The organism is uncultured Maribacter sp., from assembly GCF_947495965.1.
Lineage (GTDB): Bacteria > Bacteroidota > Bacteroidia > Flavobacteriales > Flavobacteriaceae > Maribacter_B.
In genome coordinates, this window is sequence record NZ_CANMBB010000004.1 from 30,748 (window position 1) to 57,441 (window position 26,694).

Genomic DNA, 26,694 nt, shown 5'->3' on the forward strand with positions numbered 1-26,694 from the left:
ATATCTGTTGTCTTCCATAAGAAAAAAAAGAGAAAATTACATGGGAGGGTTTGTAAATCCCTAAAAATCAGCATCAATTTTAAAAAAATTTATTTTAAAAAAGGATTAAAAATAACATATTCTTATTACTTGCTAACTAAAAAGTTCGGACTTTTACATCTCTGAATTTAAAGGAGTTTAAGCATTTATTTTTAAATATATTTTATGCAAAGTATTGGTTTTATTTTTGATTTAGATGGTGTTATTGTAGATACTGCTAAATATCATTTTTTAGCTTGGAAAAAACTGGCGAATGAGTTGGGTTTTGAATTCACCTTAGAACAGAATGAAATGTTTAAAGGGGTAAGTAGAAAAAGTTGTTTAGAAATACTATTAGATATAGGAAAAGTAACAGCAACACAAGAACAATTTGATACTTGGATGCATGATAAAAATGTAGACTATTTAGCTTATATAGAAAAAATGGATGCTTCAGAAATTCTTCCAGAAGTTCCTAGAGTATTAAGATTTTTAAAAGAAAATAAAATACCAATAGCACTTGGTTCTGCCAGTAAAAATGCGAAACCTATTTTAGAAAAAGTAGGTTTGTTGGCGTATTTTGATGCAATTTTAGATGGTAATAATGTTACTAAAGCAAAACCGGATCCAGAAGTGTTTTTATTAGCGGCAAAGGAATTAAATATAGCTCCAGAAAATTGTATTGTTTTTGAAGATGCGGTAGCTGGTATAGCTGCAGCAAATAATGCAAAGATGATAAGTATTGGTATTGGCGATGCCAGTATTTTAATAGAAGCTAAGCACAATTTTAAAGATTTTACAGAAATGTCTTTAGATTTTATTAAAGAATTAATAGGTAAAAAATGAATCAGGATTATATAAAACCAGACAATTGGTCTATCATAGAAGAGGGCTTTAATGCAGAAAGGGTAAAATCCTCCGAAAGCCTATTTAGTATTGGTAACGGGGCTATGGGGCAACGCGCAAATTTTGAAGAAAGCTATTCTGGCGAAACTTTTCAGGGTAGTTATATAGCAGGAGTATATTACCCAGATAAAACACGAGTAGGTTGGTGGAAAAATGGATACCCAGAATATTTTGCAAAAGTATTAAATGCTCCAAACTGGATTGGAATTAATGTTTTTATAAATAATGAACCTTTAGATTTAAATACTTGCAAAGAAATTTCCGATTTTAAAAGGGAGTTAAACATGCAAGAAGGATGGTATAAAAGAACTTTTAAAGCTACGTTACCTAATACCAATAAAGTAGAAGTTGCCATTACTAGATTTTTAAGTTTAGATATAGATGAGGTTGGTGCAATTTCGTATACTGTAAAAGTTGTAAACCATGATGCCGTTGTAAAGTTTGTACCTTATTTGGATAGTGGTATAACAAATGAAGATAGTAATTGGGACGATAAATTTTGGAATACAACTAGGGTAGATACCTCTGAAAACAGAGCTTTTATAGAGTCTCATACCATGAAAACCAATTTTAAGGTATGTACATTTATGCAAGCCAATGTAGTTTACAAAGCCAATGAAATTAGTGTTGTTAAAGGAGAAAGTTCAGAAACTTTTATAAGTGCTATTATAGAACAAGAGGTAGAAAAAGGAGAAGAAATTACATTATATAAATTTGGAGGTTATACGGTTTCTACAAATCATGAAAGTGGTAAACTACAAGAAGCAGCCAATATTGCTTTAGACAAAGCTAGTACGCTTGGGTTTCATAAATTATTAGAAAAGCAGAAAAATGCTTGGGCTAGTATTTGGGAAATGAGTGATATTTCAATCCTTGGCGACGTAAAAGCACAACAAGCCATTCGGTTTAATATTTTTCAATTAAATCAGACCTATTTAGGGACAGATTCTAGGTTAAACATAGGCCCAAAAGGATTTACCGGAGAAAAATACGGCGGTAGTACTTATTGGGATACCGAGGCTTATTGTATACCATTTTATATGGCAACAAAAGACCAACAAGTAGCAAGAAAATTATTAAAGTATAGATACAATCATTTAGAGAAAGCTATAGAAAATGCGCAAAAATTAGGCTTTGTAAAAGGCGCTGCGCTTTACCCAATGGTAACTATGAATGGTGAAGAATGCCATAACGAGTGGGAAATTACTTTTGAAGAAATTCATAGAAACGGTGCCATAGCTTTTGCCATTTATAATTATTACAGGTACACAGGAGACTATAGTTATATCCAAGAAATGGGTCTAGAAGTATTAATTGGTATTGCCCGTTTTTGGCAACAAAGAGCAACCTATTCTTCTGCTAAAGAAAAATATGTAATTCTTGGTGTTACTGGCCCTAATGAGTACGAAAATAATGTGAACAATAATTGGTATACTAACTATATTGCTAAATGGTGTTTAGAATTTACAGCAGCGCAACTACGCAAAGTAAAAGAAGAATATGCAGAGGAGTATACTAGAATTATAAATAAAACTGCAGTTTCAGATGCAGAGATTAAAGAATGGAAAACGGTTGCCCAAAACATGTATTTTCCATATTCAAAAGAGCATAATGTATACCTACAACAAGATGGTTTTTTAGATAAAGAATTAATAAAAGTATCCAATTTAGATACATCGCAAAGACCAATAAATCAAAAATGGAGCTGGGACAGAATTTTGCGATCACCTTATATAAAACAAGCGGATATTTTACAAGGTTTTTATTTCTTTGAAAACCATTTTACACAAGAAGAGCTAGAAAATCATTTCGATTTTTACGAACCATTTACAGTGCATGAATCTTCTTTATCTCCATGTGTACATAGCATACAAGCTGCTAAATTAGGAAGGATGGAGCAGGCATATAATTTTTACTTACGAACTTCTAGGTTAGATTTAGATGACTATAACAAAGAAGTAGAAGAAGGTTTGCATATTACAAGTATGGCTGGTACTTGGATGAGTATTGTAGAAGGTTTTGGAGGTATGCGCATACAGGAGAATACACTTTCATTTATGCCTCAAATTCCAGAACAATGGTCTTCGTATTCTTTTAAAATAAACTTTAGAAATACTATTATTACGGTTACGGTAAATACCAAAGAAACAAGTTTTAGTATTCTTGGAAACCAAGAGGTAAATATACTGGTAAACCATAAAAAGGTATTACTTATTCCAGGAGAAGTAGTAAAAGTTAGTAATTAGTATAACCACATGGCAAAAAAGAAAAAAGCAACAGTATACCAAGTTTTTACCAGATTATTTGGGAATACAAATACTACCAATAAACCTTGGGGTACTATTGAAGAAAATGGAGTTGGGAAGTTTAATGACTTTACTGTAAAAGCTTTAAAAAGTATAAAGGAATTAGGTGTTACACATATCTGGTATACAGGAGTACCACACCATGCGGTAATAAGAGATTATACAAAATTTGGAATTTCTAACGATAGCCCAGAAGTTGTTAAAGGTAGAGCAGGTTCCCCGTATGCTGTTAAAGATTATTATAATGTAAACCCAGATTTAGCGGTTGATCCAGAAAATAGGCTGCAAGAATTTAAAGATCTAATAGAGCGTTCTCATAAAATAGGCTTAGAAGTTATTATAGATATAGTTCCAAATCATGTAGCTCGTAAATACAAAGGAGAAACTAATCCAGACGGAATTGTAGATTTTGGTGCTAAGGATGATACTACGGTAGAATATAATAAAAATAATAACTTTTATTATATACCTGGAAAGGAGTACAAATCGCCAGATTGGAAAGAAGGACTTTTACCTTTAGGAGGTAACCCAGAAGAAAAAATAGAACCTTTTAAAGAGGTTCCTGCTAAGTGGACAGGTAACGGGTCTCGTTTAGCACAGCCAAATATTAATGATTGGTATGAGACTGTAAAAATAAATTATGGAATACGACCAGATGGAATGTATGATTTTGATACGTTACCCGAAGACTATTTTCATAAAAACTACGAAGAACATTATGCCTTTTGGAAAAATAAAGAGGTGCCAAATTCTTGGATAAAGTTTAAAGATATTGCACTGTACTGGCTAAATTTTGGTGTAGATGGTTTTAGGTATGATATGGCCGAAATGGTTCCGGTAGAGTTCTGGAGCTACCTAAACTCCCACATAAAAATGCAAAAAAACGATGCCTTTATAATGGCAGAAGTATATAATCCAGATTTGTATAGAGATTATATTTTTCTTGGTAAAATGGATTATTTATATGATAAGGTAGAACTGTACGATAGCCTTAAACATATTATGAAAGGATATGGATGGACAGACCATATAGCCGTGGTTCAAAATAATCTAAAAGATATTGAGCATAATATGCTTCATTTTTTAGAAAACCATGATGAACAACGTATAGCTAGTCCAGAATTTGTTAGTAAAGCAGAAATAGGAAAACCAGCTATGGTAGTTTCTGCAACATTAAGTACTGCACCAACTATGCTCTATTTTGGGCAAGAAGTAGGAGAGCCTGCAGTAGAAAATGCAGGTTTTGGAAGTGCTTCTAGAACCTCAATTTTTGATTATGTTGGGGTGCCAACTTTTCAAAGATGGGTAAACAATAAAAAGTTTGATGGTGGTCAATCTACAAAGCAAGAAAAGGAATTAAGAGATTTTTATAAAAGACTATTAAACTTTACAAAAAATAGTAGTGCGTTAATGGGTTTTTATCAAGAAATCCACTTTTACAATAAAGAAACTACGAAAGATTATGATCATCGAATATTTTCTTTTGTACGTTGGGATAAAGAAGAAAAACTACTTATTGTTTCTAATTTTGATGCAGAAAAAACCTATAATCTAGATTTAAAGTTGCCAGAAAGTATGGTAACCTCTTGGGGTTTAACAGATGACACGTATGAACTAGAAGAAAAACTATATGGAAAAATTAAGCCTCCTCTAGAAGTAAAAAATAAAGAAGGTCACATTAAAATAGAATTACTTCCATTAGAATCTTTTATCTTTCAGCTTCAATAAACAATATAAAACAGATGTTAAAATATTGGTTTAGTCTTGTTTTATTATTTTCATTTAGCTGTATACCAATGAATAAACCTTTAGTAATAGGACATCGTGGAGCCATGGGTCACGAAACGGAAAACACAATAACATCTATCCAAAAAGCTTTAGATTTAGGAGTAGATATGATAGAGATTGATGTTTTTAAAATTAAAAGTGGTGAGATTGTAGTTTTTCATGATGATACTTTAGAAAGGCTAACCAATGGTAAAGGGAAAATAGAAGAATATACCTTTACAGAGTTACGTAAACTTGTAGTAACGGGGAATCATAAAATTCCTTTGTTAACAGATGTTTTGGATGCAATAGATGCACAAGTGCCTTTAAATATAGAACTTAAAGGAGCAAATACCGCCAAAGAGGTTAATACTATTGTTTTAGAATATGTGAAAGATAAAGATTGGGCATTAAGTGACTTTATTATTTCTAGTTTTAATTGGGATGAGTTAAGAATAATGCGAGATACCAATAGAAATATTAGCATAGCGGTTTTAACAGAAGGAAACCCTGAAGATGCAATTACTATAGCAAAGGAGTTGCATGCAGAGGCAATTAATCCTAATTTTAAAATGCTATCCTTAGAAATTGCAAATACTATAAGAGATGCTGGCTTTAAAATATATACTTGGACCGTTAATGAGTCAAATGAAATTAACGGAGCAAAAAGATGGGCAGTAGATGGTATAATTACGAACTTTCCAGAACGAGTTAACTGATGTTTGATGTTTTAATAGTAGGAGGAGGAGCTTCTGGTTTTTATGCAGCCATACATATTGCAGAAAATAACCCTAATTTAAAAATAGGAATCCTAGAGAAGGGGAAAGATGTTTTATCAAAAGTAAAAATATCTGGCGGCGGCAGATGTAACGTTACACATGCCGAATTTGACCCAAAAGAATTATCCAAGAATTACCCACGAGGAGAAAAAGAAATTTTAGGACCTTTTCATACCTATTGTAGTGGAGATACGGTAGGCTTTTTTTCAGAAAAAGGGGTTAATTTAAAAATAGAAGAAGATGGCAGAATGTTTCCAGAATCTAATTCTTCGCAGACTATAATAGATTGTTTTTTAACCGAAACTACCAAACTTGGAATCAAAATTATAACGCAAAATGCTGTAGTAAATATGGAAACTTTGTCAGAAGAAAAAGGTTGGAAAATAACTTGCGTTAAAGAAATTTTTAAGTGTAAAAAATTGCTAATTGCCACAGGTAGTAGCCCTAAAATATGGTCTATTTTAAAAGGACTTGGGCATACAATAGTACCTCCGGTTCCATCCTTATTTACTTTTAATACAAAAGATAATCGTATTTCTAAAATTCCAGGAGTAGCTACAAATGCAATAGTAAAAGTATTGTCTAAAAATAAGATTTCTACAAAGATTACGGTGCCTTTAAAAAGTGCTTTAAAACAAGAGGCTTTATTAGAGACAGAGGGGCCAGTATTAGTTACACATTGGGGATTAAGTGGTCCTGCAATTTTAAAATTATCTGCTTGGGGAGCAACTATTTTAAACGGCCTTAATTATAAGTTTACGATTGCAATAAACTGGTTGCCAGATTTTCATGAAGGGGCTATTGTAGATTACTTAATGAAGATAAAAGAGGTAGAAGCAAAAAAAACTATCCTTAGAACAAAAGCTGTAGAACTCCCTCGTAGACTTTGGATTAATCTTGTAAAAGCATCCGGAATTAATGAGACCTTAAAATGGGCTGATGTTACTAAGAACCAATTACACCTTTTAGCAGACCAATTAACGAATTGTAAAATAAACGTTGATGGTAAAAGTACCTTTAAAGAAGAGTTTGTAACTGCTGGCGGGGTAGATTTAAAAGAAATAAACTTTAAAACCTATAAAAGTAAAAACTTGCCTAACTTGTATTTTGCTGGCGAAGTAATTAATGTAGATGCCATAACAGGCGGATTTAATTTTCAGAATGCATGGACAAGTGGGTATATTGCAGCGCAGGCAATTGCATCAGAATTTTAAAAATATGAAAACCTATATAGCTTTACTTAGAGGAATTAATGTTGGCGGTAAAAATAAAATTAAAATGGCCAATTTACGCCTTCTTTTAGAAGAAAACGGTTTTAAAAATGTACAAACATATATTCAAAGTGGCAATATTGTATTTAACACATCAGAAGAAAATAAAAGGGAACTAGAAAATATAATAGCAGAAATAATTAAAAAAAACTATGATTTTGAGGTTCCGGTGGTGGTAAAAACAGGGGAAGAAATACAATCTATTCTTACAAATAATCCATATAAAAATCAGGAAGATTTAAATAGTAATAAAATTTACTTTGTCTTATTAAAAAAACAACCTTCAGAGGAAAATAAAGAAATCTTAAACGCTATTTCTTTTACAAATGAATCCCTAGAAATTAACCCTAACTGTGTATATTTAAGATGTGCTTTAGGAGCAGGAAAAGCTAAGTGTACCAATAATCTTATAGAGAAAAAGCTTAAGGTAGCTGCAACTACTAGGAATTATAAAACAATGCTAAAACTGCAAGAGATGGCATTAATTTAATTCCCATATTTTATAATTTAAGATGGTAGCAAAACTTACCCATAAAATATAAGGAATAAGCATGTAAGCAGCAGTTTTGTTTACAATTTTAAACCATTTAAAAGTAATTAGAAGCATAACTACTAGTGCAATAATTATAAAAAGAGCCCATAATGGCTGTTTTAGTCCAAAAAAAACAATACTCCACAAGGCATTTAATAATAACTGAAAACCAAAGTGATATAGGGCAGTTTTTACCCACAAGTGGTAAAAGCCTTTTGCCAAAACCAAACCAGCAGCTATCCCCATTAAAATATAAAGAAGTGTCCAAACAGGAGCAAAGACCCAGTTAGGAGGATTAAAGTTTGGTTTGTTTAAAGTAACATACCAATCATTGACCGAACTTTGTGTTGCAAAGCTCGATAAAAAGCCAATTACAAGACAAAGACAAACACAAATTATAATATATAATAATTTCTTTTTCATGAAAAGTTGGTTAGGTCTAAAATAGTAATTTATTTTAACTAGTTACCAATTTATAAGTGGTTAAACTATCTTTGTTAAAAAAGTAATCTAAATGACCAAAAAAGACTTTATCCCTTCAGAGTATACAAAATTAATAGCGAAAGGAGAAGTAACTTGGAAATCGCCAAGTAATATAGCTTTAGTAAAATATTGGGGTAAGGAGGCTAATCAAATTCCGGCAAACCCATCTATAAGTTTTACTTTAGATACTTGTGCAACTACAACCACAGTAGTATACAAGAAATTAGAAAATAAAGCACAAGATTTTTCTTTTGATTTATTTTTTGAAGGAAGTCTTAAAGAAGACTTTAAACCAAAGATTCAAACTTTTTTTAAGAGAATAGAAGACTATTTACCTTTTTTAAAAAACTATCATTTTAAGATAGAAACATCAAATTCTTTTCCGCATAGTAGCGGTATTGCCTCTTCTGCTAGTGGACTATCTGCTTTGGCATTAGCGCTTATGTCTTTAGAAAAAGAATTAAATCCAGAGATAACACAAGAATACTTTATTAAAAAAGCTTCATTTTTAGCGAGACTAGGTTCTGGTAGTGCAGCACGTAGTATAGAAGGCAATTTAGTACAATGGGGAAACCATGAAGGTACCACAAATAGCTCTAATTTGTACGCAATTAAATACCCATATAAAGTACATGAGTCTTTTAAAAAGTATCAGGATACAATTTTGTTGGTAGATAAAGGACAAAAGGAGGTAAGTAGTACCGTTGGACATAATTTAATGCATAACCATCCTTTTGCAAAAGAAAGATTTAAACAAGCGCATGAAAATCTAGATGCATTAAAAGACATTTTTGCAAATGGAGATTTAAAAAAGTTTATAGAAATAGTGGAGAGCGAGGCATTAACACTACACGCAATGATGATGACAAGCTTGCCTTATTTTATATTAATGAAACCTAATACGCTAGAAATTATTAATAAAATATGGGCATTTCGTAAAAGAACAAACAAAAACGTTTGTTTTACTCTAGATGCAGGAGCTAATGTTCATGTTTTGTATCCGGAGTTTGAAAAGGAAGAAACATTGCAGTTTATTAAAGATGAGTTAGTTGCATATTGCCAAAACGGGCAGTATATTTGTGATCAAATAGGTTTAGGTGCGACACAATTAATAGTTAAGAAGGAATAATTATTAATTAAAACGTTCGTTATTTGTTTATGAAAGAAAACATAATCAAGAGTAAGAGCTTTAATTTTGCGGTAGATATTGTTTCTTTATATAAATCATTAGTAGCTCATAATAAAGAGTTTGTAATGTCTAAACAGTTACTCAAATCTGGTACCTCAATTGGAGCAAATATTAGAGAAGCTGAATTTGCAGTGAGCAAACCCGATTTTATTAATAAGATGACTATTAGCCTAAAAGAGGCAAATGAAACTGACTATTGGTTAGATTTATTAAATAAAACGGCGTATATTAATGATGTGGATTATAAAAGATATAAACATCAAATACAAGAGATATTGAAAATATTGGTAAGCATTGTAAAATCATCAAAACAATAATTATTAATTTTTCATTACTAATTATAAATTAAAATTATGAAGGGTCCCCTTTTTTATTCTAAAATATTATTGTTTGGCGAGTATGGTATCATAAAAGATTCCAAAGGTTTGTCAATACCTTATAATTTTTTCAAGGGAGCCTTAAAGATGGATGAAAATCCATCAAAAGAAGCAATAGAATCTAATGTTCATTTAAAGAACTTTGCTACATACTTAGAGAAAATACAAAAAGAGAGTCCAGAATTATTTTCTTTTAATTTTAAGGCTCTAACTAAAGATGTAGAAGCAGGAATGTATTTTGATAGTTCTATACCGCAAGGGTATGGGGTTGGTAGTAGTGGCGCTTTAGTTGCTGCCATTTATGATAAATATGCAACTAATAAAATTACAGTATTAGAGAATTTAACTAGAGAAAAATTATTAACTCTAAAATCTGTTTTTGGAACAATGGAGTCTTTTTTTCATGGTAAATCTTCTGGTTTAGACCCATTAAATAGTTATTTAAGCTTACCTATCCTTATAAATTCTAAGAATAATATAGAGTCTACCAGTATTCCTTCTCAGAATAAAGAAGGTAATGGCGCGGTATTTTTGTTAGATAGTGGTATAATTGGAGAAACAGCTCCTATGGTAGAACTTTTTATGGATAAAATGAAAAGTGAAGGCTTTAGAAGTATGTTAAAAGACCAATTTATAAAACATACCGATGCTTGTGTAGAAGATTTTATTAATGGTAATGTAAAATCTTTATTTGGTAATTTAAAGCAACTATCGCATGTTGTTTTAGATAACTTTAAACCTATGATACCTACAAAATTTCATAGCCTTTGGAAAAAAGGAATTGAAACAAACGATTACTACTTAAAACTTTGTGGTTCTGGTGGTGGTGGTTATATTTTAGGGTTTACACAAGATATAAATAAAGCAAAAAAAGCACTTAAAGGGCATCAATTAGAAGTGGTTTATAACTTCTAAATACAACACATGCTTTCTAAAAAAAACAAACAACTATTTCTTAAGTTATTAAGTTTGTTTTCTGTTGTTCGTGGCTACAATATTTTAATGGTAGTTCTTGCGCAATATTTAGCTTCTATTTACATTTTAGCACCAGATTTACGCGTTAGAGAAGTAGTTTTAGATATAGATTTGTTTATTATTATTCTAGCATCAGCATTAGTTATAGCAAGTGGTTATATTATTAATAATTTTTACGATTCGGAAAAAGACTTAATAAATAAACCAAGAAAAACAATGTTAGATCGGCTGGTAAGTCAGCGTTTTAAATTAACTACTTATTTTATATTAAATTTTTTAGCAGCTTTTGCTGCTAGCTATGTGTCCTTTAAGGCAGTAGTATTTTTTTCAGCATATATATTTGGTATTTGGTTTTATTCTCATAAACTAAAAAGAATCCCTTTTGTAGGTAATTTTATTTCGGCAACGCTAGCAATAGCCCCTTTTTTTGCAGTTTTTGTGTATTATAAAAACTTTGAAAATGTAATTTTTGTACATGCCATGTTTCTCTTCTTATTAATCTTAGCAAGAGAAATGATTAAAGACTTAGAAAGTATGAAAGGAGACATTGCGCAAGGATATAAGACTATTCCAATTTTGTATGGCATAAGAATGTCAAAATTTTTAATTGCAACTTTAATTTTATTAACCTTAATACCGTCCCTATCATTAATAACACAATTTAATATTGGTTACATGAATCTTTATTTTATAGTTTGTGTTGTATTATTAATTTTATTTCTAGTGTTATTATTAAAAGCACATTTAAAAAAACACTTTGTGTGGCTTCATAATATTCTAAAATTTATTATTATAGTAGGTGTTTTTAGTATTCTATTAATTGATATTGATTTGGTATTAAACAGGATATTATAGTTTAAAGATTTTATTTTTTAAGTATAACTATATAGGCAACATCCATTTATATACCTTTGCAAAAAATTATTAGTATGGCAAAGTCAGGTTCAAATGATAGAAAGAAGTTTTCAGGAAAGGGTGATAGAACTTTTAAGAAAAAAACGTATGGTAATAGTCCTGCTAAAAAACAAGCAGCACCAAAGAAGCCATCGGACCCAAACTCTATTCGTTTAAATAAATATGTAGCAAACTCTGGCGTATGTTCTAGAAGAGATGCCGATATTTATATTTCTGCAGGGAATGTTACGGTAAATGGAAAACCTATAACAGAAATGGGTTACAAAGTAAAACTAACCGATGAGGTTAAGTTTGATGGCCGTTTGCTAAACCCAATTAAAAGAGAATATGTACTTTTAAATAAACCCAAAGATTTTTCTACTACCGTAAGAGATGAAAGAGGTAGGCGTAATGTTGCCGGACTTATTTCTGCTGCATCTGATGCTAAACTATTACCTATAGATAAAATGGATAAAAATGCTACAGGACTTTTGCTTTTTACCAATGATGGAGATTTAACCAAAAGATTAAAAAGCCCTATAAACGGACTTCGTAAAATTTATCATATAGTTTTAGATAGAGATTTAAGAAGTGTAGATTTAAAACGTATTAAAGAAGGGTTAACTGTTGAGGATAAGGTTGTTAGAGTGCAAGATATTAGTTTTATAGATGACGCTCCAAAAAGAGAAGTTGGAATAGAAATATTTAGCTCTAGAAACCGTATTGTAGAACGTATTTTTGAGGAACTAGATTATAAAGTAGAAAAGATAGATAGAGTAGCTTATGCTGGTTTAACAAAAAAAGATTTACCAAGAGGGCATTGGAGGTATTTAACAGACCAAGAAGTTATTAATTTGGGAATGATTAAGTAAGATGAAATTTATACAAAATATAAAAGCAAAGCCATTTATAACTTTATGGGGATTGGCATTTATGTTTTTAGTGTATACTTTGTATTCGCAATGTTACTTAATAGATACTACATTAGATATTAACGTGCATGATACTTATTATGTAATTGCACACAGACATGTGTGTAATCTCCTTTTTATTTGGTTTGGATTATGCGGACTAGGGTATTGGGTGCTATCTAAGTTTAGTATAAAATTAATAGATTGGCTAACTATAGCTAATGTAGTATTTAGCTTAATAGGGTTATTTCGAATTATTCTCCCCATTAATATATTTCAACAAGAACCTAGATATTATACTAATACAGCTTTTTTAAAAGTAGATTATGTGCTTTCCTTTTTTTTATTTTTTATAGGTCAAATCATCTATTTTTTAAATGTGTTTCTGTCTATTATAAAAAAGTCAGAATAAAGAAGTAAGTCACTTTACAATAATTATAGATAAAAAAAGCATTGATCATAAATAAAGTAACCATAACCTAAGCTTAAGATAACTTTACAATAGTATAAAATCTAGATATTTGCAGTGCTACTTAATTAGTTAAGAGCATAAAAAAGCAAGCCTTAAGACCGATATTTTTATCGGTTTTGTCTTTTCTAGAGTTTTAATTTTCCTTCTAAAACGATTTTAGCACAACCTGTTATACTCATTTTATCCTCAGCAAGGAGGTTAACTTCTAAAAATCCAGTTCTTTTGGAGGATTGAAAAGACTTCATTTTTGTTTTTCCTAAAATAGCTCCCCAATATGGCGCTAAAAAAGTATGTGTAGCTCCAGTCACAGGGTCTTCATTGGTACCACTCCAAGGCCAAAAATATCTCGATTCAAAATCAAAATCACTTTTATTGGATAATGCGGTAACAAGAACTCCATTTATGGAATCATGCGATTTGTATAAAGCTTCAAAATTTGGAGTTAAGTTTTGTAAAACAATACAATCTTTTATATGAAGCAACATAATTTTAGTTTCTTCATTATAAACGCAATTAATTACTTCTTTTATTCCTAAAGCACTTAATAAATTGTTAGAAACCGTAAATGGAATTGTAGCATACTTGGGAAATTCCATTTGGATAGTATTGTCGTCGTTTTTTTCAATTTTTAGCTTTAAATTTTGAATATTGGTAAACTGAATGATATTAAGACTTTGGTTTTGTTCAAAAATAACTTTTGATGCTGCTAAACTGGCATGGCCGCATAATGGAATTTCCATTTTTGGAGAAAAAAAACGAATTAAAAATTCGTTTTCGTTTTGCTGAAATACAAAAGTGGTTTCTGAATGTCCTAACTCTTTAGCTATAGATAACATTATATCAGCTTCTAGTTCTTCGGTTGTAATACATACTCCAGCTGGGTTGCCCTTAAAGGGTTCATTTGTAAATGAATTAACAATATAGGTTTTCATGTTTATTTGGCTATAAGTGTGTTTTTTGAACTTCTCGTAATGCCTGTTTAAAAGAATGTACAGATTTAGTTACATCTTCTTTTGTTGTTGCCCAAGAACAAACACTAATACGAATTATTTTTCTGTTTTTCCAAATAGAACCGCCAACCCAGCATTCTCGTAATTCTTGAATTCTAACTAAAGTTTTATCGGTAAGGTCGTCTGTCTTGCAAGAGACCATTACCTGATTAAAAACAACATCATTTAGTACGGTAAACCCGTTTTCATTTTTTAATTCGTTGGCGAATTGCTGTGCTCTTTTATGCATTCCTAGAATCATCTCATCGATACCACTTTTGCCTAAATATTTTAGAATGGCCCAAAGCTCCACAATTCTGGCTCGTCTGGACATTTCTGGCGTATAAAAAGTCCCATCTCTCTCTTTACTTGTTACAATATAACTACCAGACATATGTAAGGCACTCATTAAAGCTTCTTTATCTTCACAAAGAACAATGCCATTATCATACGGAGTATTTAATGTTTTGTGCCCATCTACAGCCCAAGAATTTGCTTTTTCTGTACCTTTTGTTAAGTGTTTAAGTTGGTTTACGGCTCCAGCCCACATTCCAAAAGCACCATCAATATGCACCCATGCTCCAGCTTTATTGGCCTTTTTGCATATCTGTTCAAAATCATCAAACGAGCCACTATTTACATTGCCCGCTTGTAGAATAAGTAAGCTTGTATTATCCATTTCTGGTATTAAATGAGGTAGTATTCTCCCTTGCTCATCAACATTTACCCACTCTATATTGTTTTTTCCAAAACCTAACAAGCTAACAGCTTTCAATACAGTAGAATGCGCATGTTTTCCGGTTATTACTCTAATTTTTGGTGCATTAGAAAATCCTTGGTCATTAATATTCCAACCTTGGTTGGCTAGTAAACGATATCTGGCAGCGGCTAATCCGCAAAAAGTTGCCATAGATGTACCACTTACAAAACCAGCAACAGTTTGCTTTGGTAGATTAAATATATTTTTTAACCAATTTTCAACTACGGTTTCTAGTTTTGAACCAATAGGAGATAGCACATTCATTGTTGGCGATTGATCCCAATAAGTAGCTAAGTTTTTGGCAGCTAGCCCAACTGGTACAGAGCTACCGCATACAAAACCAAAGTACCTGCCTCCCATATTTGCTACGGTTGCAGGAGAACCAAATGTGTTTAAGTTTTCTAAAACAGTATGTGCATTAGAACTATTTTCTGGCATTTCTTCATCAAAATTCTTTAAACCCTCTAAGGCTTTTTTTGTAGGATAAACATTTCTATTAAAAATAGTAGTTAAATATTCATATCCTTTCTTTTGAGCGGTTTGGTATATATTAACGTCTTGTATATCGTTATACATTTTATCTTGAATTGTAACTTTTTTTTCCATACTAAAAGATTGTAATAATTCTTATCAAAGATGTTTTAAATAAAAACACCATAACAGATTCAGTTTTTGTAATTTTAACCAGTACAGATGATTATTTTAAAATGAAAAATGTAAACAAAACCTTTTTATATACCAATATTGCTTCGGCAATAGAGGAACAAATTAATAGCGGAGTTTTAAAATTTGGAGATAAATTACCTTCTGTACGTATTCTACAAAAAGAGTATGGAGTTAGTATAAGTACAGTTCTACAGGCTTACTATAATTTAGAAGCTAAAAGCCTTATAGAGTCTAAACCTCGTTCCGGTTATTATGTTCTTTTTTCAAAAGACAAATTATTAAAGAGTCCTGAAAAGACTACCCCTAATTCTAAAGCTTCTCATAAAAGTAAAGCAGAAATAATTATAGATTTTTATCAAACTATAAATGAGAAAGACATTATTAATTTTTCATTAGGAGTACCAGCTCCGGAGCTTTTACCAGTTGCCAAACTGAGTAAAACAATGCATGAGACAATAATACATTTAAAAGCAGGTGGAACCTATTATGATACAATACAAGGTAGTGAAAACTTAAGAAGACAAATAGCGCAAAGAACTCTATTATGGGGAGGAAATTTAAAAGAAGAAGATATAGTTATTACAGCCGGTTGTACAAATGCGCTGTCTTTATCTTTAATGGCAGTAACTAACCCAGGAGATACTATCGTTGTTGAAAGCCCAGTTTTTTTTGGAATACTGCAATTGGCAAATACTTTGGGTTTACGTGTCATAGAGTTACCAACAGAGTCTTCTTCTGGGATGGACTTGAGTGCTTTAAAGGAAGTATTGAAAAAGCAAGATGTTAAGGCTATAGTTTTAATATCTAATTTTAATAACCCACTTGGGAGTATTATGCCCGATTCTCATAAAAAAGAAATAGTAGAAATTATTAAAGCGCACCAAATACCACTAATAGAAGATGATATTTGCGGAGAAATTTATTACGGAAAAAATAGGCCAACTACATGTAAATCTTTTGATGATAGTGGGCTAGTGCTATGGGTGGGGTCCTTTTCTAAAACTTTAGCAGGTGGTTATCGTGTAGGGTGGGTAGCACCAGGGAGGTTTTTAAAAGAAATATTACAATTAAAACTTTGTTTATCTTCTTCTACAACAACAATTACACAAGAAGCAATTGCTAATTTTCTAAGGAAAGGAAGATACGATTATCATTTAAGAAAATTAAGACAAACATTACATGCTAATAGCTTAAAATATATTACTACCATAGCAAAATATTTTCCAAAAGATACTAGAGTAACAAAACCGAAAGGTAGTTTTCTTTTATGGGTAGAACTTAACCCCAAAATAAACGTAAAAGAGGTATTTAATATGGCAAAAGAGAAGGGTATGGTATTTAGTCCGGGGACTATATTTACTTTACAAAACCAGTACCAAAATTGTATGCGCCTGAGTTATGGTTTACTGTGGAATACTAAAGTCGAAAAGGCTTTGAAAGAATTAGGAGAACTTTTAAAAAATAGTAGTTTTTAATAAAGAACCTTTATCATCGTATATTTTCCAAGGACCACTTTTTTTACCATTTAGATAATTTCCTTGATCATGAATTTTACCGTTTTTGTAAAAAGAAGTCCATGTGCCGTTGGGTTTTCCGTTTTGGTAATTCTCTACGTTTGCTATTTCTCCAGAATCATAATAGGTTTTCCATTCTCCAGTGGCTCCTTTGGTATTGTAAATTCTAACATATTTTAGTGTGCCATCTTTTGCATAGTGTTTCCAGATACCATCTTTATTATTATTTAAATGATTTCCACCAAAATACAATTGTCCATTATTATGATACGCTTTCCACTCTCCGTCTAAAATATCCTCTTTAAAAGTTTCTATTTTAAAGATGTTGCCATTGCTATAATAGCGAACCCATTTTCCATTTTTTTTATTATTGATTAGTTGTCCAGTGAATTTTACACTTCCATCTTCAAAAAAGTCTTTTACATCAATAGTTTCTTTTTCATAGGAAACGGTAACACCATTTTTTTCTTTGTTTGATGTATTACAACCTTGGATTAACAAAAAAGTAACTAAAAGCAAGAATATGTATTTTTTCAATGTAAAAGTCTATTAATTAGCATTCCATTTTTCCCAATCATGAGGCTCTTTTTTACCATCCCAAAAATACTTAAAAGGCAATGGTTTTTCTTGCCACGGAGCAAGAGGGTATATATCGTAGTTATCATCATGGTCATAAAGACCGTAGGTAGGATTTTTTCCCCAGAAAAACTCAAATTTTACAGTTTCTTTAATTTCGTTAAGGTATACACTACCTAGCACCATACAGTGGGTAGATCCACTAACAGGTGTTGTAAATGCCTTAGTACTTTCTATTTTTAAAATTGTTCCAATTGGGATTTTATAAATTGGATCCGAAGTCTCATAAAAATTAGAATTAGTCAAATCTAAAATATAAGGGTTTTCTAAAGCGTGTTTATGTATGGTTATATAGCATTCTTGCTTGGTTTTTAAACTTTTATTAATAATAGTATTATAGGGGTATTTAGTAGATAAGTCTTTGGTTTTTGTCCTAAATACTAAAAAAAAAGAGCCAACAATAATAATTGCGCTAAGTATTAGTAATCCAATTATTATTTTTTTTAAAATCATAGTAGTAATTTTAATCTATAGCGTAACCATCTCCAAATTGATAACTTATAATTAATCCATGCGTATTTCCTAGAGGAGAATCATTAGTTGCAAGATTGTAATTATAAATAGCGCGTACATTATCAAACAAATAAATACCAGCTAAAATATTTATGGAGTTATTGGTTCTATATCCAGTACCAATTTCAAATTTATTTCTAAAACTTACCGCAACATTAATATCTGCTTGTAATGCAACGCCATCTTCATACTTTAATAAAACGTTTGGCTTTATCATTAAATCTTGAAAACGATTATTAAAGAAGCGATACCCAAAATACCCATAATACGGACTATTTAAATTTATGTTATCGTCTGTTGCTAATGCATCACCTAAAATATTTGGAGTAGAAACTCCTACATAAAAAGAGGCATGGTTAAAAAGAAATCCTAAGCCAATAGTAGGTATAGAACCATTAATATCTTGAGCAAAATTTTGGTCGCCAATAATTCCTAGTTGGGTTAAATTGTCTTGGTATTGTTGCAAGCCAGCTGTAATACCAAAAGAAAGTACACCAGCATCATAAAGCTGCCAATAGGGTCTATTGCTTTTAAAATCAAAAAATATTTTATAAGAATATGAAGCAAAAAAACTTGTTGAAGTTGTTACCCCAATTTCATCTCTAATTACTCCTGCTCCAATACCTACTTTATTGCGGTTAAGAGACCCATGACCACTTAATGAAAATGTTCTAGGACTACCATCAAACTGATTAAAAAAACCAGAATTACTCATAGAAAATTCTGTGTTTTCGGTTAAACCTGCGTAGGCAGAATTTAGGATAAAAGGATTATAATTATATTCTGTGAAAGTGGGCGTTTGTTGCCCAAATATAGAACTATAAGATACAAGTGACAGTATAACACCTAGTGCTAGCGTGCCAATATTTTTATTTAATTTCATTGGATTAACGCTTTAGAACTAAGAATCCTTTTGTTTTTTTAAGAATGGTTTCTCCTTCAATTTGAATATTAAAGAAATAGGTGCCTGCTGGTAATTTTCCAGCGCCCATTTTGGTTTTTAAATTTGCTTGACCTCGGAAAACGGCTGTATTATTATCATAATTATTTATTTCAAATACAGCATCTCCCCATCTGTTATAGATCATCACTACATTTTCTGGGTAGTACTCAATATTATCTATGTGCCAATATTCGTTTACTCCATCACCATCTGGTGAAAACCCATATTTAGTTTCATCTTCAGGAATAATGGTGGTAAAAGATTGTTCTTCGCATTGTATGGCATCTCCTTTACTATTGTATGGAGTAATTGTCACATATATTTGTGTATCATAAGGATATTCTTGATTAGGTGTGTAACTAGTTTCACTACCCATTTCTTGGCTGTTAACTATATCTGTTCCTCCTGGAGTTGTGCCAATGGATAAGCGATATCCATCTGTTTTTTCTACCTCTTCCCAAGAAATGGTACTCTCTAAAGGAACATCATTTTCGCCATTAAAAGGGCTAGATAATGGGGAACATTCAGGAACTGTTATTTCCGTCTCAAAACTTTCAGAAATACATCCAATAGCACTTCCAGATGTATTGTATGGTGTAATGGTAACATAAATTAAACTTTCGGAAGGTAAATCCTCGGCAAAAGTATAATTGGTTAAAGAAGCTACGTCTTCATTATTAACAATGTCGTTACCTCCTAATGAAGTACCTACAGAAATTCTATATCCATCTGCATCAAAACTTGTATTCCAAGAAATGTCAGTCATAACCGAAACTTCAGTTGCATTGTTTAATGGAGATACTAAATTTGTACAAGGAGGAATTGGTCTTACCGTAAAACTTTCGGTAGTACACCCAATGGCATCGCCAACTTCATTATATGGTATTATTGAAACTGTTACTATTTCTCCTGGGCCAAATGCATTTGCGAAAGTATGTGTGGTTCCAGTAACTACTAAATCGGTTTCATTGTTTGCCGTAGTACTGCTTCCAGAAATGTTTATTGTATAACCATCTGCATCCGTAATTTCATTCCAAGAAATTTCATTAACATTTGCCACTACAGCTCTATTTAATGGGCTAATAAGGTTAGTACATAATGGTACAGTTTTAATGGTAAAACTTTCTGAAGTACACCCAATAGCATTGCCAACTTCATTATATGGTATTATAGTAACCGTAACGGTTTCTCCTTGTTCAAAATCATTAGAAAAATTATAGTTTGTAGCGGTAGTATCAAAATTTGTAACATTGTTAGTTGTACTACTACTAGCAGAAACACTTAACCTATATGCTGTAGCATTAGCAATAGCATTCCATTCTAAATTAGTATCTATAGCAACATCTATAGCACCATTAACTGGTAGAGTTATGTTTGTGCATGATGGTACAGGTTTAATTGTAAAGCTCTCCGAAGTACACCCAATAGCATCCCCAACTTCATTATATGGTATAACGGTTACTGTGACTGTTTCTCCTTGTTCAAAATTATTAGCAAAATCATAAGATGTAGTTGTAGTATCAAAATCTGTTAAGTTGTTTGCGGTGCTACTACTAGCGGTTACAGATACTTTATAACCAGTGGCATCTGTTACAGTATTCCAGATAATATCAGAATCTACTGCAATATCTATAGAACCATTTGCTGGTGAACTTAGAGTTGTGCAAGTAGGCACAGGTTTTATTGTAAAACTTTCCGAAGTACACCCAATAGCATCTCCAACGGAGTTATATGGTATAATGGTTACGGTAACAGTTTCTCCTTGTTCAAAATCATCAGCGAAATTATATGTGGTACCCGAAGTAATATCAACATTTGTTATATTGTTTAACGTGCTATTACTTGCCATAACGGTAAGTTTATAACCGTCTGCATCTGTGCTTGCGTTCCATTCTAAATTAGTGCTTGGAGCAATATCAACAGCTCCTGCTGTTGGTGTTATTAAAGTAGTACACGTTGGTACTGGAGGAGGAATAATAGTAAAGCTCTCCGAGGTGCATCCAATAGCATCTCCTGTAGCATTGTAAGGAATAATGGTAACCGTAACAGTTTCTCCTCTTTCAAAATCATTTACAAAGGTATAAGTAGTACCAGAGGTTACATCAAAATTGGTTACATTATTTCCAGTACTGCTACTTGCGTTTACAGTTAGTTTGTAACCATCTGTATTACCGCTTGCGTTCCACTCAATATTTGTGTCTACAGGTATATTTGTAGCTCCATTATTGGGTGTTAATAAGGTAGTGCATAGAGGCACTCCGTCTGTTGTAAAACTTTCTTCAGAGCAACTAATAGCATCCCCATTACTATTATATGGGGTTACCGTAACATAAATAGTAGTGCTCTCAGGTAAATCAGCAGTTAGATCGTGAATTAAAACATCTCCAACATCTCCAGAATAAATATCAGAACTGCCTGAAGACGTACCTACGGATAATTTGTACCCCGTAGCAGAAGTTATTTCGGCCCATGTTAAATTGATATCCGGGGCAACTGCAGTTGCTCCATGTATTGGCGCAGATAAACTTGTACATGACGGTGGACTCGTAGAATCTCCTGTAGTAAAGGTTTCTTCTATACAACCTGTTGCATCACCTTCTGCATTATACGGAATAATAGTTACGTAATGCATCCTAACTTCTTGTAAATCTCCAGGAATATTATATGTGGTAAAATTACCAACGTCAATATTGTTTACTACTTCAATTCCACCAGAAGTAGTTCCAACAACTACTAAATATCCAGTAGCGTTAGATACCGCTGTCCAACTTAATTGCGTATCAATAGGTACGTCAGTTGCACCATTCAATGGAGTTGTTAAATTTGTACAAACTGGTGGTACAGGAATTATTTCTGTATGGAAGCTTTCTTCGGTACAACTTGTGGCATCACCCTCATCGTTGTAAGGAATAATAGTCACGAAAATATCACTGTCTTCAGGTAAATCCGTTGTAAGGTCATATGTAGTAATGTTTCCAACATCTTCAGCATTAAGAATATCGCTTGCGCCAGTAGAAGTGCCAACAGTTATTTTATAACCATCTGCATTAGAAATTGGGTTCCAACTTAAATCTGTGGTTACTGGAACATTTGTTGCGGCATGTAAGGGATCTGTTAAATTGGTACATTCAGGAATGGTTGCTGGGCTGTTAGATATAGTAAAACTTTCTTCGGTACATGGACCAATAGCATCTCCTTCTGTATTAAAAGGAATTAAGGTTACGTAGACTACATCTCCAGTATTGAAATCGGATGCAAACTCGTATGAGGTTTCATTGGTTATAGTGGCATTATTTACAATATCGTTGCCTCCTGGGCTTGTGCCTACTGTTAAGCGGTATCCTTCTGCGTATAAAGCGTGTTCCCAAGTAATATTGGTATTTACCGGTACATCTGTATCGCCATTAAGCGGAGAGGTTAATAGTGTACAATCTGGTATGGGACAATCGCGAACATCTTGGTTAAATGTCCATCCAAAATTGTCTATCATAGATTGTCTTTCTTCTTGCGCATCGCAATAGGGTAGGCCTTCTGCACCAAGGGTAATACCTGGAGTCAAATTTTGTTCTGACCAAGCTATTAGGGTGTTGTCGTAATTTTCTCTTACCAATGCCGTATTATCTAGCATATCTCGCATATCAGTTACGCTGCTTACATCCCATTCTGCTAAACTTTGGTTTAAAGCAATGGCATTATAGAAAGCAGAACGCATGCTTACAGTACCTAAATTCCATAAATTCATAGGTTGGTTGTATGCCGATGCATTGCTAAACATATAGTCCATATTGTTTACGCCAGACAAACGCCAATTGTTTATATTTTGGTTAAAGGTGGTTGCGCCGCTAAACATTTCTTCCATAGTAATTACTCCTCGTACATTCCAATCGCTAATATTTTCATTAAAGGCTATGGCATCTTTAAACATATCTTCCATAGTAGCTACAGAAGCTACATTCCAAGAGTTCATAGTTTGGTTATAGGCTGTAGCTCCATTAAACATAGCTTGCATTGTAGTTACAAAAGAAACATCCCAAGGGTCAATGTTTTGGTTAAAAGTAGAAGCTCCCATAAACATTTCTTGCATGGTTAATGCTTCACCAGTATTCCAATTGGATATTGGTTCATTAAATGCTAGAGCGTTTTTAAACATGGCTTCAAAATTGGTTACCACGGCTGTATTCCAATTATTCAAGGGCTGATTAAATGCTGCAGCATCTTCGAACATCGATTCCATTAAGGTAACCGAACTAACGTTCCATGTATTTATAGGTTGGTTGAACATTGTTGCATCTTCAAACATACTTATCATATAGGCTACGGCACTTACATTCCAGTTATTTAAAGGTTGGTTAAATGTACCTGAGCCTCTAAACATCGCAGACATGTCTACTACTGAATTAACGTCCCAATTGTTTAAGGGCTGGTTAAATGCAGATGCATAACTGAACATATAGGACATGTTTAAAACATTTGTTACGTTCCAAATATCAATATCTTGATTGAAGAGCCTAGAACCACTAAACATACTTCTCATATTAGTTACGTTACTTACGTCCCAATTATCCAAGGACTGATTAAATACAGATGTATTACTAAACATAGAATCCATGTTAGTAACATTATTGACTACCCATGAATTTAATGGTTGGTCAAAAGCCCTAGCAGTATTGAATGTGCCTCTCATGTTAATCACATTACTTACATCCCAATTATCTATATTTTGATTAAAAAGTTCAGCTGAATTGAACATTTCTTCCATACTGGTAACATTGATAACATTCCAGTTGTCCAAAGGTTGATTAAATACGTCGGCTCTTTGAAACATTGACCTCATAGATGTTACATTACCTACATTCCAAGAGTTCAATGGTTGGTTATATGCATCATTATTAGCAAACATATATTCCATGTTTGTAACGTTACTTACATCCCAGCTATCTATATTTTGATTAAAGGCTACTGCACTGTTAAACATATTTGGCATTGAGGTGACATTTCCTACATCCCAGCTATCCATGGGTTGATTGTAAATACTTGCTTGATAGAACATATTGGACATGTTGGTTACATTACTGACATCCCAATTATCTATATTAGAATTGAATAGATAAGTTCTCCTAAACATTCGAGACATATCTGTTACTTGGGTTAGGTTTGGTACATCTGTAGCATTATACTCCATATTTTCGCAGAAGTAAAAGGCCTGATTCATACTTTGCCATATCTGGTCTCCCCATTGGTCCATTGAAATAAGTTTTTTATTATCTCTATTGCTTGATTCTTGACGGAACGAAGGGAAATCTCCAATAATTGCAATGGTGTAAATGCCAGGATTTAAATAGGTGTGGGTTATGTCGGTAGATACATTGTTATCATATTGTCCATCTCCCCAATCAATATTAAAGTCGTATGTTAAATAGTCAGGATAGCCATCGTTTAGTTCTATTCTATATTGATTTGCTGCAGAAGAACTGGTATCTAAATTTCTAGTATCAATCGTAATTTTAAAAACATCTGTTCTATTTGCCCAGCTTTCTACAACTGTAAAGCTAGTTTCTTGACACCCAGTTGCTGGTCCTTCGTCATTATAGGGTACAACAGTTACATAAACGATATCTCCCGGGTCAAATTCGTTGGTAAAGCTGATGCCAACAGTATTTCCTACATCAAGGTTGTTCGCAGGAGAGCCATTAATGTTAACAAAACTTCTTACTCCACCCCTTTCTAATTCCAAGTAAATGCGGTATCCCGTAGCATTAGGTGCTGGATCCCATCTAATATCACTGTTCGCAGGCGTAGCCGTGTCACTTGCATGTGGCATGGTAATATCGGTACAAAGTACATACGAACAGTTGACCGCATCTCCAGAGATTGTCCAGCCATAATTGTCTATTAAACTTTGACGTTGGTTTAGGGCATCACAATATTGTAGGTTTGTTGCACCTAAATTTATTCCAGTATTTACAGCTTGAGCTGACCAAGCTATTAAAATATCATCATAATTTTCTTGTGAAATACCACTATTGGACAACATATTACCCATATTTGTTGCGGCACTTATATCCCAAATACCGAGATTTTGGTCGAACGCGGCGGCATTATTGAATGCACTTCCCATATTGGTGACACTACTTACATCCCAACTATCAAGTGAATGGTTGAACATTGAACAGCTAGCAAATATTGAAGAAATATTAGTAAGGCTACTAGTTATCCAGCTATTTAAGGGTTGGTTAAAACTGTCGTTTTGTAAAAACATGGATTGCATGTTAGTTACATTAGTGACATTCCAATTATTCAGTGGTTGGTCAAATGCATCTGCATTTCTAAACATTCCAGACATGTTCGTAACAGACGATACGTTCCAATCATTTATATTTTGATTGAATGTACTGCTATTGAAAAACATAGAAGACATATCAGTAACTGATGAAACGTCCCAATTATTTAAAGGTTGATTAAATGCAGAGGAAGTTGGACTTGTAGATGCAGCAAACATTTGTGACATGTTGGTTACAGCAGAAACATCCCAGTCGTTTAAAGGTTGGTTAAACACTCTGGCAGATTGGAACATTTGCGACATATTTGTTACAGAAGAAACGTTCCAATTGTTTAGAGGCTGATTAAAATTTGGTGTGTCGGCAAACATTTGTTGCATGTTGGTTACAGCAGAAACATCCCAATCATTCATTGGATAGCTAATAGCAGACTCATGAAATGCCCGGTACATATTGGTTACATTGCCAACTTGCCATGTACTTATATCCTGATTAAAATCGTTGGTTCTAAAGAACATTAAATTCATATCGGTTACTTGGCTAACATTCCAATTGTTTAGCGGTTGGTTAAATCTCCTACACGCAACGAACATTCCAGACATATCGGTAACTCGACTAACGTTCCAATTATTGATATTTTGATTAAAGTTTACACATGCATAAAGCATTTCTTTCATATTGGTAACAGATGAAGTATTCCAGTTATCCAAAGGTTGATTAAATGAGGTGTTTTTAAATGTTTCGGACATATCGGTAACCGAATTAGTAGTCCAAGAATCTACTGGTCTATTAAATATTGAACATTCAGCAAAGACTCCTGAAATATCTGTTATCGTAGAAACATCCCAATTATTCACAATTCCGGTGAATGAAGTTCCTCCTCTAAACATATTTTTTAAACTAGTAACCTGAGAAAGATCTGGCGAATCAATTAAATCAAAATTCATATTAGAGCAACCAAAGAAAGCATTCTCCATAGTCTGCCATTGAATATCACCCCAAGCCAATATTTCAATAATTTTTAGTTTATCATTAGCCCGGTCATCATTAAAATAAATAGCTGGGAAAGTGCCGCTTATTTCAATTGTATAGGTCCCTGGTGCTGCATAATCATGGGTTATATTGCCTGTTACTCCAGTATCTGTAGAGCCATCTCCCCAATCTACATCATAATTGTAAGTAGTGTATGCGGGGTTGGTAGGAATAGTTATTTGGTTGTTAGCAGAAGAACCTGTTTCTGTGTTATTGGTATTCCAGATAGAGGAAAATTCTTGCCCGAAAACACAAAAGCTAAAAAGTAATAGGAGCGTAGTAAGTATATGTTTTATCATAGTAGGTTTATGTATGGAATGGTAACGTTGCTTTTTTTTTATTATGATTTATGTTGTAATTGAATTTGTCTTTTTGTTGTGAACCTTATGTTTTTATAGGTAAACAAGACAAAATTAGAGGTTCATATATAGGTGTAGTAGGCTGAAAACAGGGAAAGTTATTAGGCTGTAAATAGCCTTTGCA

At 32.7% G+C, this 26,694-nt stretch carries 20 protein-coding genes; 13 read left to right on the forward strand and 7 right to left on the reverse strand.

Annotated elements, in window-relative coordinates:
• Nucleotides 1-204 precede the first annotated feature (204 nt).
• The 6 genes from pgmB to Q0820_RS09630 all read left to right on the forward strand — a co-directional run bounded on the left by pgmB (nt 205) and on the right by Q0820_RS09630 (nt 7,537).
• Nucleotides 205-864: a beta-phosphoglucomutase gene (gene pgmB / locus Q0820_RS09605; protein ID WP_298487341.1), complete on the forward strand. Its 660-nt coding sequence runs from the start codon at nt 205-207 to the stop codon at nt 862-864.
• Entirely contained in the window at nt 861-3,170 is a 2,310-nt protein-coding gene (locus Q0820_RS09610) for a glycoside hydrolase family 65 protein (RefSeq protein ID WP_298487343.1), read from the forward strand. The genes pgmB and Q0820_RS09610 overlap by 4 nt, the downstream gene beginning before the upstream one ends.
• Before the next feature lie 9 nt (nt 3,171-3,179).
• Nucleotides 3,180-4,958, forward strand: coding sequence for an alpha-amylase family glycosyl hydrolase (locus Q0820_RS09615; protein ID WP_298487345.1), 1,779 nt, complete (start codon nt 3,180-3,182; stop codon nt 4,956-4,958).
• 68 nt (nt 4,959-5,026) lie between these two features.
• Entirely contained in the window at nt 5,027-5,716 is a 690-nt protein-coding gene (locus Q0820_RS09620; protein ID WP_298487347.1) for a glycerophosphodiester phosphodiesterase family protein, read from the forward strand.
• The gene (locus Q0820_RS09625; protein WP_298487349.1) at nt 5,716-6,990 is read left to right on the forward strand and encodes an NAD(P)/FAD-dependent oxidoreductase; all 1,275 of its coding nucleotides are present in this window, start codon (nt 5,716-5,718) and stop codon (nt 6,988-6,990) included. Before Q0820_RS09620 ends, Q0820_RS09625 begins: the two co-directional genes overlap by 1 nt.
• 4 nt (nt 6,991-6,994) lie before the next feature.
• Entirely contained in the window at nt 6,995-7,537 is a 543-nt protein-coding gene (locus Q0820_RS09630; protein ID WP_298487351.1) for a DUF1697 domain-containing protein, read from the forward strand.
• On the opposite strand, the gene Q0820_RS09635 is transcribed toward Q0820_RS09630, so the two are convergent.
• Nucleotides 7,529-8,002: a TspO/MBR family protein gene (locus Q0820_RS09635; protein WP_298487353.1), complete on the reverse strand. Its 474-nt coding sequence runs from the start codon at nt 8,000-8,002 to the stop codon at nt 7,529-7,531. The genes Q0820_RS09630 and Q0820_RS09635 overlap by 9 nt on opposite strands.
• 91 nt (nt 8,003-8,093) lie before the next feature.
• Here Q0820_RS09635 and Q0820_RS09640 point away from each other — a divergent pair, with 91 nt between their 5' ends.
• The 6 genes from Q0820_RS09640 (at nt 8,094) to Q0820_RS09665 (ending at nt 12,820) form a co-directional block, all read left to right on the forward strand.
• The gene (locus Q0820_RS09640; protein ID WP_298487355.1) at nt 8,094-9,191 is read left to right on the forward strand and encodes a diphosphomevalonate decarboxylase; all 1,098 of its coding nucleotides are present in this window, start codon (nt 8,094-8,096) and stop codon (nt 9,189-9,191) included.
• Between the two features lie 29 nt (nt 9,192-9,220).
• Entirely contained in the window at nt 9,221-9,568 is a 348-nt protein-coding gene (locus Q0820_RS09645) for a four helix bundle protein (protein WP_298487357.1), read from the forward strand.
• Nucleotides 9,569-9,604: 36 nt separating this feature from the next.
• On the forward strand, nt 9,605-10,543 hold the full coding sequence (locus tag Q0820_RS09650; RefSeq protein ID WP_298487359.1) for a mevalonate kinase: 939 nt from the start codon (nt 9,605-9,607) through the stop codon (nt 10,541-10,543).
• A gap of 9 nt (nt 10,544-10,552) precedes the next feature.
• Nucleotides 10,553-11,458: a geranylgeranylglycerol-phosphate geranylgeranyltransferase gene (locus Q0820_RS09655; RefSeq protein WP_298487361.1), complete on the forward strand. Its 906-nt coding sequence runs from the start codon at nt 10,553-10,555 to the stop codon at nt 11,456-11,458.
• Nucleotides 11,459-11,532: 74 nt separating this feature from the next.
• Complete coding sequence (locus Q0820_RS09660; RefSeq protein ID WP_298487363.1) at nt 11,533-12,369, forward strand: S4 domain-containing protein; 837 nt, start codon at nt 11,533-11,535, stop codon at nt 12,367-12,369.
• 1 nt (nt 12,370) lies between these two features.
• The gene (locus Q0820_RS09665; protein WP_298487365.1) at nt 12,371-12,820 is read left to right on the forward strand and encodes a hypothetical protein; all 450 of its coding nucleotides are present in this window, start codon (nt 12,371-12,373) and stop codon (nt 12,818-12,820) included.
• 185 nt (nt 12,821-13,005) lie between these two features.
• On the opposite strand, the gene Q0820_RS09670 is transcribed toward Q0820_RS09665, so the two are convergent.
• On the reverse strand, nt 13,006-13,812 hold the full coding sequence (locus Q0820_RS09670; RefSeq protein WP_298487367.1) for a PhzF family phenazine biosynthesis protein: 807 nt from the start codon (nt 13,810-13,812) through the stop codon (nt 13,006-13,008).
• Nucleotides 13,813-13,822: 10 nt separating this feature from the next.
• Nucleotides 13,823-15,235, reverse strand: a complete 1,413-nt coding sequence (locus tag Q0820_RS09675; RefSeq protein ID WP_298487369.1) for an aminotransferase class V-fold PLP-dependent enzyme — start codon at nt 15,233-15,235, stop codon at nt 13,823-13,825.
• A 101-nt stretch (nt 15,236-15,336) separates the two neighbouring features.
• Here Q0820_RS09675 and Q0820_RS09680 point away from each other — a divergent pair, with 101 nt between their 5' ends.
• The gene (locus Q0820_RS09680; protein WP_298487371.1) at nt 15,337-16,770 is read left to right on the forward strand and encodes a PLP-dependent aminotransferase family protein; all 1,434 of its coding nucleotides are present in this window, start codon (nt 15,337-15,339) and stop codon (nt 16,768-16,770) included.
• Here the strand turns inward: Q0820_RS09680 and Q0820_RS09685 are convergent.
• From Q0820_RS09685 to Q0820_RS09700, 4 genes are read right to left on the reverse strand one after another with little or no spacing between them, the layout of a single operon-like run.
• The gene (locus tag Q0820_RS09685) at nt 16,750-17,346 is read right to left on the reverse strand and encodes a toxin-antitoxin system YwqK family antitoxin (RefSeq protein ID WP_298487372.1); all 597 of its coding nucleotides are present in this window, start codon (nt 17,344-17,346) and stop codon (nt 16,750-16,752) included. The genes Q0820_RS09680 and Q0820_RS09685 overlap by 21 nt on opposite strands.
• 12 nt (nt 17,347-17,358) lie before the next feature.
• Nucleotides 17,359-17,898 (reverse strand): hypothetical protein, encoded by a 540-nt coding sequence (locus Q0820_RS09690; protein WP_298487374.1) that lies wholly within the window; start codon nt 17,896-17,898, stop codon nt 17,359-17,361.
• Between the two features lie 10 nt (nt 17,899-17,908).
• Nucleotides 17,909-18,841 (reverse strand): PorP/SprF family type IX secretion system membrane protein, encoded by a 933-nt coding sequence (locus Q0820_RS09695; protein ID WP_298487376.1) that lies wholly within the window; start codon nt 18,839-18,841, stop codon nt 17,909-17,911.
• 4 nt (nt 18,842-18,845) lie between these two features.
• A complete protein-coding gene (locus tag Q0820_RS09700; RefSeq protein ID WP_298487378.1) occupies nt 18,846-26,510 on the reverse strand; it encodes a BspA family leucine-rich repeat surface protein in 7,665 nt (2,554 codons plus the stop codon).
• Nucleotides 26,511-26,694 lie beyond the last annotated feature (184 nt).

What these genes read in the sequence shown, in the direction of transcription:
- Q0820_RS09620 (WP_298487347.1), top strand. Translation starts at nt 5,027, where the DNA reads ATGAATAAACCTTTAGTAATAGGACATCGTGGAGCCATGGGTCACGAA.
- Q0820_RS09625 (WP_298487349.1), top strand. Translation starts at nt 5,716, where the DNA reads ATGTTTGATGTTTTAATAGTAGGAGGAGGAGCTTCTGGTTTTTATGCA.
- Q0820_RS09670 (WP_298487367.1), bottom strand. Translation starts at nt 13,812, where the DNA reads ATGAAAACCTATATTGTTAATTCATTTACAAATGAACCCTTTAAGGGC.
- Q0820_RS09700 (WP_298487378.1), bottom strand. Translation starts at nt 26,510, where the DNA reads ATGATAAAACATATACTTACTACGCTCCTATTACTTTTTAGCTTTTGT.
- Q0820_RS09695 (WP_298487376.1), bottom strand. Translation starts at nt 18,841, where the DNA reads ATGAAATTAAATAAAAATATTGGCACGCTAGCACTAGGTGTTATACTG.
- Q0820_RS09680 (WP_298487371.1), top strand. Translation starts at nt 15,337, where the DNA reads ATGAAAAATGTAAACAAAACCTTTTTATATACCAATATTGCTTCGGCA.
- Q0820_RS09665 (WP_298487365.1), top strand. Translation starts at nt 12,371, where the DNA reads ATGAAATTTATACAAAATATAAAAGCAAAGCCATTTATAACTTTATGG.
- Q0820_RS09635 (WP_298487353.1), bottom strand. Translation starts at nt 8,002, where the DNA reads ATGAAAAAGAAATTATTATATATTATAATTTGTGTTTGTCTTTGTCTT.
- pgmB (WP_298487341.1), top strand. Translation starts at nt 205, where the DNA reads ATGCAAAGTATTGGTTTTATTTTTGATTTAGATGGTGTTATTGTAGAT.
- Q0820_RS09645 (WP_298487357.1), top strand. Translation starts at nt 9,221, where the DNA reads ATGAAAGAAAACATAATCAAGAGTAAGAGCTTTAATTTTGCGGTAGAT.
- Q0820_RS09655 (WP_298487361.1), top strand. Translation starts at nt 10,553, where the DNA reads ATGCTTTCTAAAAAAAACAAACAACTATTTCTTAAGTTATTAAGTTTG.
- Q0820_RS09630 (WP_298487351.1), top strand. Translation starts at nt 6,995, where the DNA reads ATGAAAACCTATATAGCTTTACTTAGAGGAATTAATGTTGGCGGTAAA.
- Q0820_RS09650 (WP_298487359.1), top strand. Translation starts at nt 9,605, where the DNA reads ATGAAGGGTCCCCTTTTTTATTCTAAAATATTATTGTTTGGCGAGTAT.
- Q0820_RS09675 (WP_298487369.1), bottom strand. Translation starts at nt 15,235, where the DNA reads ATGGAAAAAAAAGTTACAATTCAAGATAAAATGTATAACGATATACAA.
- Q0820_RS09640 (WP_298487355.1), top strand. Translation starts at nt 8,094, where the DNA reads ATGACCAAAAAAGACTTTATCCCTTCAGAGTATACAAAATTAATAGCG.
- Q0820_RS09660 (WP_298487363.1), top strand. Translation starts at nt 11,533, where the DNA reads ATGGCAAAGTCAGGTTCAAATGATAGAAAGAAGTTTTCAGGAAAGGGT.
- Q0820_RS09615 (WP_298487345.1), top strand. Translation starts at nt 3,180, where the DNA reads ATGGCAAAAAAGAAAAAAGCAACAGTATACCAAGTTTTTACCAGATTA.
- Q0820_RS09610 (WP_298487343.1), top strand. Translation starts at nt 861, where the DNA reads ATGAATCAGGATTATATAAAACCAGACAATTGGTCTATCATAGAAGAG.
- Q0820_RS09690 (WP_298487374.1), bottom strand. Translation starts at nt 17,898, where the DNA reads ATGATTTTAAAAAAAATAATAATTGGATTACTAATACTTAGCGCAATT.